Origin of the sequence: Tropicibacter sp. S64, from assembly GCF_049803835.1 — a bacterium.
Classification (GTDB): Bacteria; Pseudomonadota; Alphaproteobacteria; order Rhodobacterales; family Rhodobacteraceae; genus Pacificoceanicola.
In genome coordinates this window covers 1-7,304 of sequence record NZ_JBNAGK010000032.1, presented here as the reverse complement: position 1 = coordinate 7,304, position 7,304 = coordinate 1, and the positions used below count along the sequence as shown (strand labels likewise).

The 7,304-nt window shown below is 60.9% G+C and carries 8 protein-coding genes; 2 read left to right on the top strand and 6 right to left on the bottom strand.

The genetic code is table 11. The features are described from left to right. The first annotated feature begins 81 nt into the window (after positions 1–81). Positions 82–1,262 (top strand): IS3 family transposase gene (locus tag ACP159_RS25540; protein ID WP_425098180.1). Its coding sequence is split into 2 segments (ribosomal slippage): positions 82–379 and positions 379–1,262, totalling 1,182 coding nucleotides; the frame shifts between segments, so codons are not numbered across the junction. Positions 1,263–1,563: 301 nt separating this feature from the next. Further along, on the top strand, positions 1,564–1,794 hold the full coding sequence (locus tag ACP159_RS25535) for a type II toxin-antitoxin system ParD family antitoxin (protein ID WP_425102493.1): 231 nt from the start codon (positions 1,564–1,566) through the stop codon (positions 1,792–1,794). Between the two features lie 177 nt (positions 1,795–1,971). On the opposite strand, the gene ACP159_RS25530 is transcribed toward ACP159_RS25535, so the two are convergent. The 6 genes from ACP159_RS25530 to tuf all read right to left on the bottom strand — a co-directional run bounded on the left by ACP159_RS25530 (position 1,972) and on the right by tuf (position 7,302). Continuing rightward, positions 1,972–2,661, bottom strand: a complete 690-nt coding sequence (locus ACP159_RS25530; RefSeq protein WP_425102492.1) for a YoaK family protein — start codon at positions 2,659–2,661, stop codon at positions 1,972–1,974. Between the two features lie 382 nt (positions 2,662–3,043). Next, positions 3,044–3,340, bottom strand: a complete 297-nt coding sequence (locus ACP159_RS25525) for a 50S ribosomal protein L23 (protein WP_425102491.1) — start codon at positions 3,338–3,340, stop codon at positions 3,044–3,046. Next, positions 3,337–3,954, bottom strand: coding sequence for a 50S ribosomal protein L4 (gene rplD / locus ACP159_RS25520; protein WP_425102490.1), 618 nt, complete (start codon positions 3,952–3,954; stop codon positions 3,337–3,339). Before rplD ends, ACP159_RS25525 begins: the two co-directional genes overlap by 4 nt. Continuing rightward, on the bottom strand, positions 3,951–4,793 hold the full coding sequence (gene rplC, locus ACP159_RS25515) for a 50S ribosomal protein L3 (RefSeq protein ID WP_425102489.1): 843 nt from the start codon (positions 4,791–4,793) through the stop codon (positions 3,951–3,953). The genes rplD and rplC overlap by 4 nt, the downstream gene beginning before the upstream one ends. Positions 4,794–4,805: 12 nt before the next feature. After that, the gene (gene rpsJ / locus ACP159_RS25510; protein WP_058247699.1) at positions 4,806–5,111 is read right to left on the bottom strand and encodes a 30S ribosomal protein S10; all 306 of its coding nucleotides are present in this window, start codon (positions 5,109–5,111) and stop codon (positions 4,806–4,808) included. Positions 5,112–6,126: 1,015 nt separating this feature from the next. Continuing rightward, positions 6,127–7,302 carry an elongation factor Tu gene (gene tuf / locus ACP159_RS25505; RefSeq protein ID WP_425101637.1) on the bottom strand — a complete coding sequence of 392 codons (1,176 nt, stop codon included), beginning with the start codon at positions 7,300–7,302 and terminating at the stop codon, positions 6,127–6,129. Between the last annotated feature and the right edge of the window lie 2 nt (positions 7,303–7,304).

Below are 7,304 nucleotides of genomic sequence, written 5' to 3'. Positions count from 1 at the left end.
TGAGCTCCTCCCCGAAAATCGGACAGTGACGGAAGCTACTATCTGACGTCTGCTGGTCTCTAAGAACGAGGAGATCAGAACATGTCGAAACGCAGGAACCATGACGCGGGCTTCAAGGCTCGCGTGGCGCTGGAAGCCCTGAAGGGCGAGCGCACGGTGTCGGAGCTGGCCGCGGAATACGGCGTGCATCCGACCATGATCCATCAGTGGAGCGAGCCATTGTGCGCCATTGGTTCAAGAACAATGGCGAGCGCGCTGCTTGAAGGCGCATCTGACATTTTCGAGCGCGGCGGGAAGAAGAAGGCCGAGGTCGACGAGGAGACGGTGCGGTCGCTTCACGCCAAGATCGGGGAACTGGCCGTCGCCAACGATTTTTTGTCCAGAAAGCTCAAGCCTTGGACCGGCAAGTGAGGCGCGGGATGATCGAACGCTCTCACCCCACGCTGTCGGTCGGGGCGCAATGCCGCCTGCTGTCGATCTCGCGGTCGTCGTTCTACTACGCACCGCTGGGCGAGACCGCAGTGAACCTGGCGCTCATGCAACTGATCGACCGGCAGTTCCTCGAAACCCCGTTCTACGGCGTCCAACAAATGACCTGGCACCTGCAGAACGAGGGCCACGCTGTGAACGTGAAGCGTATCCGGCGGCTGATGCGGCTCATGCGTTTGATGCCGATTTATCAGAAGCCGAACACCAGCAAACCGGCCAAGGGGCACAAAACCTACCCCTACCTGTTGGGTGGCCTGCGGGTGGAACGGCCCAACCAGGTCTGGTGCGCCGACATCACGTACCTTCCGATGCGGCGGGGCTTCCTCTACCTGGTTGCCATCATGGACTGGTTCACCCGCAAGGTGCTGACTTGGCGCATCTCGAACACGCTCGAAGCCGACTTCTGCGTCGAGGCGCTGAACGAGGCGGTCCACCGCTTCGGCCCGCCCGAGATCATGAATACCGATCAGGGGTCGCAGTTCACGTCCTTCGCCTGGACCGACCGGCTGAAACGGATCGGCACCCGGATCTCGATGGACGGCAAGGGCCGGTGTCTCGACAACATCTTCATCGAACGCCTCTGGCGGTCCCTGAAGTATGAGTGCGTCTATCTGCACGCCTGGGAGACGGGCTCGCAGGCGAAGGCCGGGGTTGGCCAATGGATCACCTTCTACAACCACCAGCGGCCTCACGCCGCCCATGGCGGACAGCCGCCCGCCGTGGTCTACTTCAACCAGATCGAAACCGACCAGCAGGGGCAGAGAGTAGCTTAAACCACCCCGGAAACTGGCCAAAAGATGGGGAGGAGCTCATCGCACGCACATTCTCAAGGTTTTGATGCTTCCGATAGTAACTTACACAGAACTGATCGTTGCGATCCTCCCATGCAGACGGATCACCCAAGTATAATCGTTTGTTCTTGAGAATATCTTCCAGATATTTGATCTGCGTATATTTCTTCAATCGACGCACCGCTACTCCCCCTACTCGCAACAAGAGAGTGAGCCACTTAGATGTGGTTCGTCAAGTTGGTCCCTCATTGACAAACTTTGCCATCCACCCCACGCTTTCACCATGGCAACCATGAACGTCTCCCTCCCCGATCCGATGAAGGACTGGGTCGAAACCCGTCTGAAGGATGCCTCTTTCAGCAACACCAGCGATTACGTCCGCCACCTGATCCGCTGCGATCAGGAGCGGCAGCAGGCCATCACCGAGTTGCAAACCGAAGTGGACAAGGGCCTTGCCAGCGGCATTGCCGAGGGCTTCGACCTCGACGCCTTCATGGCTGCCAAGCGCTCCTGAACCTGCAATCCACCCTCCGCACAAAGATCCCGCAGGACGCGAAGCGTTCCGCCGCGCCGATCCGCCCCCGTCGTGCCAGAGGCACGCCTGCCGCGTGACGCGGCGCGATTGCGCCACCCCTCGGATCGGCGCTTCACCTCACGGATGGCATTGCAGGTTTGCCAGTCGCTTCAAAACCTACCTCGCCGACCTCTGACCAAGCTCCCACCCGGCCACCGCCACCAGCACCCCACCCCACAGGCAAAAGCTCACCGCACCCAGCCCGCTCAGCACTGTCGCCCCGACAATCCCCCCCACCAGAAACGCCAGCAAGGTCACCCCGTGCAGCGCCAGCGCCCCCCGCGCCCGTCCCCGCTCCCCGAGCCACAGCGCGGCCAAGGACAGCCCCATGTCCGTGGCGATCCCCGAGACATGCGTCGTGCGCACTCGCGCGCGGCTGATCCGGGTCGTCACCGCGTTCTGCAATCCAAGCGCGAAGGCCAGCACCAAAATCACATGGAAGCTGTTGAACACCCACAGCCCCGTCACCTCGACGCCCCCCACGCCGAGCAGCAACAGCCCCTCGCCCAGCACCAGCAAGGCGTAGACCGAGACCATCCCCACCCGCCGCGCCGCTTCCACCGCGATCCCGGCGCAAAATGCCCCGACCACGAAGACCACGAACAGCAACCCGAACATCAGCGCGACGCCTGTGGCCCCATGCGCCAGTTCGTCCGCCATGGCCGAGAGGTTGCCGGTCATGTTGGCGGAGAACAGGCCCGCGATCTCGAAGCCGACCGCGTTGAGCGCCCCCGCGACAAGCGAGAGGATGCCCGCGAGGCGCAGGTCGATGCTCGGTTTGCGGTGGTCGGTGTCCTGGATCAGCATGCGCCATTGCTGCGCCCGCATCGTCCTTCGATCAAGGGGGCAATCCGGCGCCGGGACAAATATTTCGCCTGCGCACAGAAAGATGTTGCCGAAAATCGCACCGCGTCTGGGAAAGGCGGCCCTGGCCGGAACCCGCAGGGGGTATCTGTACGAAACTCGGGGCTTTTTGTACCAAACCCGATATTCGCCCCAAACCCGAGGCCAACCGGCAGGGGGCAATCTGTACGAAACTCGGGCAGAATCGTACCAAACTCCGCCGGGGCAACCGCCGCGCGACCACGGTTAAAGCCCCGGCCCATGCCACAAGACAAAAGAAAACCCCGGCTGCTCGCACAGCCGGGGCCTGAGTCCGTAGGGTGGGTCTGTGACCCACCTTCCCCGATCAAAGACCGGTGGACACGTCGATCGTGTTGCCCTCTTCGAGGGTAACATAGGCTTTTTTCACGTCTTTCCGGGTGCCGATCTTGCCGCGGAAGCGCTTGACCTTGCCCTTGGTGATCGTGGTGTTCACAGCCTTGACCTTCACACCAAAGAGCGCCTCCACGGCCTCCTTGATCTGCGGCTTGTTGCTGTCGATCGCCACTTCGAAAACCACCGCGTTGGCCTCGGAGGCCATGGTCGATTTCTCGGTGATGATCGGCTTGCGGATCACGTCGTAATGCGTTGCGTTTGCACTCATTTCAGTCGAGCCTCCAGAGCTTCGACACCCGCCTTCGTGAGCACCAGAGTGTCACGCTTGAGGATGTCATAGACGTTGGCGCCGATGCTCGGCAGCACGTCCAGACCTTCGATGTTGCGGGCCGCGGCAGCGAAGGACTCGTTGACCGAAGCGCCGTCGATGATCAGCGCGCGCTTCCAGCCGAGGCTCTTCACCTGCTTGGCGAGGATCGCGGTCTTGCCTTCGGATTCCGCCGCCTCGATGATCACCAGCGCGCCTGCCTTGGCCTTGGCCGAGAGGGCGTGCTTGAGACCGAGCGCGCGGACCTTTTTGGGCAGATCATGCGCGTGGCTGCGCGGGGTCGGACCCTTGTAAATGCCACCCTTGCGGAAAATCGGCGCCTTGCGGGAGCCGTGGCGTGCGCCGCCGGTGCCCTTCTGGCGATAGATTTTCTTCGTGGAATACGACACTTCCGACCGGCCCTTCACCTTGTGGGTGCCGGCCTGCGCCTTGTTGCGCTGCCAACGGACGACGCGGTGCAGGATGTCCGCACGCGGCTCGAGATCGAAGATCTCGTCGGTCAGATCGACCGAACCGGCGGCCCCGCCGTCGAGTTTGATGACGTCGAGTTTCATTCTTCGCCTTCCTTCTTCTCGGCCTCGATTTGAGCCTCGGCCTGCTCGAGCGCGGCGGCCTCAGCGGCGGCCTGCTCCTCGGCGAGACGCTTTGCTTCGGCTTCGGCCTCTGCGGCGGCGGCAGCAGCAGCTTCTTCAGCGGCCTTTGCAGCTTCCTCGGCAGCGGACTTCAGCGCGGCGGGCAGGATTGCGTTCTCGGGGAACGGCTTCTTGACGGCGTCCTTGACGGTCACCCAGCCACCCTTCGAACCCGGAACGGCGCCCTTGATCATGATCAGGCCGCGATCCGCATCGGTCTTGACGACCTGCAGGTTCTGCGTCGTGACACGGACGGCACCCATGTGGCCGGCCATCTTCTTGCCCTTGAACACCTTGCCCGGCTCCTGACACTGGCCCGTGGAGCCGTGGGAGCGGTGGGAGATGGACACACCGTGCGACGCACGAAGACCACCGAAGTTGTGGCGCTTCATGACACCGGCAAAACCTTTACCGATGGTCGTGCCTGCCACGTCCACGAACTGGCCTTCGAAGTAATGATCGGCGGTGATTTCCTCACCGACGTTGATCATCGCCTCTGCGTCCACGCGGAACTCGGCGACCTTGCGCTTGGGCTCCACCTTTGCCGAGGCAAAGTGGCCACGCATGGCTTTCGAGGTGTTCTTGGCTTTTGCGGTCCCCGCGCCCAGCTGAACGGCGGTATAGCCGTGCTGATCCGCGGTGCGTTGTGCCACCACCTGCAGCTTGTCCAGCTGAAGAACGGTGACGGGAACCTGGCGACCGTCTTCCATGAAGAGACGGGTCATGCCGAGTTTCTTTGCGATCACTCCAGAGCGCAGCATCTGTTGCCCTCCTTATACCTTGATCTCGACGTCCACGCCGGCGGCGAGGTCGAGCTTCATCAGGGCGTCCACGGTCTGCGGAGTCGGATCGACGATGTCGAGCATACGCTTGTGCGTACGGATCTCGAACTGGTCACGCGACTTCTTGTTGACGTGCGGGCCACGCAGAACGGTGAATTTCTCGATCTTGTTCGGCAGCGGGATCGGGCCACGGACCTGGGCACCGGTGCGCTTGGCGGTGTTGACGATTTCCTGGGTGCTGGCATCGAGCACGCGGTAATCAAACGCCTTGAGCCGGATACGGATGTTCTGGTTCATAGAACATGCCTTCTTCTCAATGTTGAGGTTGAGAGGAGGACGAGCGACCACCGCGCGCCCTCATCGAACCTTAAGGGCGGAGAATCACCCCGCCCTTATACGTCCCTTGAGACGTTGCGCGCGTATAGGGGGTTTGGGGGTGGGTGGCAAGGGCGAGGCTTCCAATAAATGCTTCAAATAAAAACAATTGAATTTAGCGCGGTTCAGCATCACACTCTCGGCATGGTTGGAGGCCGTACGAAGTCGCATTACGCGATGGCCAGATCTGACCTGTTACTTTAGCAATCGAAAGGAGGTTGATTATGAAATTCATGATCGACTTTGCGTACCACGTTCTGGTGGTCCTATCGGCAGACTATCTGTTGCATATGGATTGGCAGCTTGTGGCAGCAAGCTTTGCCAGCTAAGGCGTAAATTTGCGTCCAAGTGCGGGGCGGAGACTAATCCGAACTCGATTGCTCTACTAGAACAATCTTGATGTAATCGCCCCTCACACCCGTCAAACAGAAAGCCCCCAGCAAGGTACGAAACTCACTGGGGGCAAAGATTTCATCGGGCTCGCCAACGATGCGGCGACTCCACCTTACAATCTGTTTGATGACATGAGAGTACTAGTAAAGCCTGCCCTCTGATCTCTTTGTTACTTCAGCAGAACGAACTCTGCCGCACCTCCAATATGCGTCGTTGGGAGCGCTAGATCAAGTAAATTTCGAACAAAAAAACTGTCAGGCACTAGATGTAGTGCTTGACGTATGTTGACACTATATATTGTAGTTTCGAATCAGCGATTCGGCCTTCTTCGGCATGAGTCTTGTAAAATAATTATCAACCCGATTGAAATCTAGAAGGCTTATCGAAAAAATTCTCTGTTAGGCGAAGTGATGAAGCGCACCTAGCAGAAGGGCGCCTCCTTTCGGAGACGCCCTTCTTTGTTTCTCGACCTTAACCGAGTGGCTTTCGACAGGGTTTCCCTTGGAAACCCGTCTGTCGCCACCCGCTCAATTCGCTGTGCGAATTAAGCGAGGATCTTGGCCACGACGCCCGAACCGACGGTGCGGCCGCCTTCGCGGATGGCGAAGCGCAGGCCGTCTTCCATCGCGATCGGCGCGATCAGCTCGACCGTGAACTTCAGGTTGTCGCCCGGCATCACCATCTCGGTGCCTTCCGGCAGCTCGACCGTCCCCGTCACGTCCGTCGTGCGGAAGTAGAACTGCGGGCGGTAGTTCGCGAAGAACGGCGTGTGACGGCCGCCCTCTTCCTTGGTCAGGATGTAGACCTCGGCCTCGAACTTGGTGTGCGGGGTCACGGAACCCGGCTTGCAGAGCACCTGGCCCCGCTCCACCGCGTCACGGTCGATGCCGCGCAGCAGGGCGCCGATGTTGTCGCCGGCCTCACCGCGGTCCAGCAGCTTGCGGAACATTTCGACGCCGGTGCAGGTGGTCTTCTGCGTGGCCTTGATGCCGATGATTTCCAGTTCGTCGCCGACGTTCACAACGCCACGCTCGACACGGCCGGTCACCACGGTGCCGCGGCCGGAGATCGAGAACACGTCTTCGATCGGCATCAGGAACGGCTGGTCCACGGCACGGGCCGGCTGCGGGATGTACTCGTCCACGGCGGCCATCAGCTCGCGGATCTTCTCTTCGCCGATTTCCGGGTTGGTGCCGTTCATGGCAGCCAGAGCGGACCCTGCGATGATCGGAATGTCGTCGCCCGGGAAGTCGTAGGTCGACAGCAGTTCGCGGATTTCCATCTCGACGAGCTCCAGGAGCTCCTCGTCGTCCACCTGGTCCACCTTGTTCATGAACACCACCATGGCGGGGATGCCCACCTGGCGGCCGAGCAGGATGTGCTCGCGCGTCTGCGGCATCGGGCCGTCAGCCGCGTTCACCACGAGGATCGCGCCGTCCATCTGCGCCGCGCCGGTGATCATGTTCTTCACGTAGTCGGCGTGGCCGGGGCAGTCGACGTGCGCGTAGTGACGGTTCTCGGTCTCGTATTCCACGTGCGCGGTCGAGATCGTGATGCCGCGCGCCTTCTCTTCCGGCGCGCCGTCGATCTGGTCGTAGGCGCGGAATTCGCCGAAATACTTCGTGATCGCAGCCGTCAGCGTCGTCTTGCCGTGGTCAACGTGACCGATCGTGCCAATGTTGCAGTGCGGCTTGCCGCGTTCAAACTTTGCCTTACCCATCT

Coding starts and splice junctions, on each gene's coding strand:
- ACP159_RS25535 (WP_425102493.1), top strand. CDS start 1,564: ATGGCAACCATGAACGTCTCCCTCCCCGATCCGATGAAGGACTGGGTC.
- ACP159_RS25530 (WP_425102492.1), bottom strand. CDS start 2,661: ATGCTGATCCAGGACACCGACCACCGCAAACCGAGCATCGACCTGCGC.
- ACP159_RS25525 (WP_425102491.1), bottom strand. CDS start 3,340: ATGAGTGCAAACGCAACGCATTACGACGTGATCCGCAAGCCGATCATC.
- rplD (WP_425102490.1), bottom strand. CDS start 3,954: ATGAAACTCGACGTCATCAAACTCGACGGCGGGGCCGCCGGTTCGGTC.
- rplC (WP_425102489.1), bottom strand. CDS start 4,793: ATGCTGCGCTCTGGAGTGATCGCAAAGAAACTCGGCATGACCCGTCTC.
- rpsJ (WP_058247699.1), bottom strand. CDS start 5,111: ATGAACCAGAACATCCGTATCCGGCTCAAGGCGTTTGATTACCGCGTG.
- tuf (WP_425101637.1), bottom strand. CDS start 7,302: ATGGGTAAGGCAAAGTTTGAACGCGGCAAGCCGCACTGCAACATTGGC.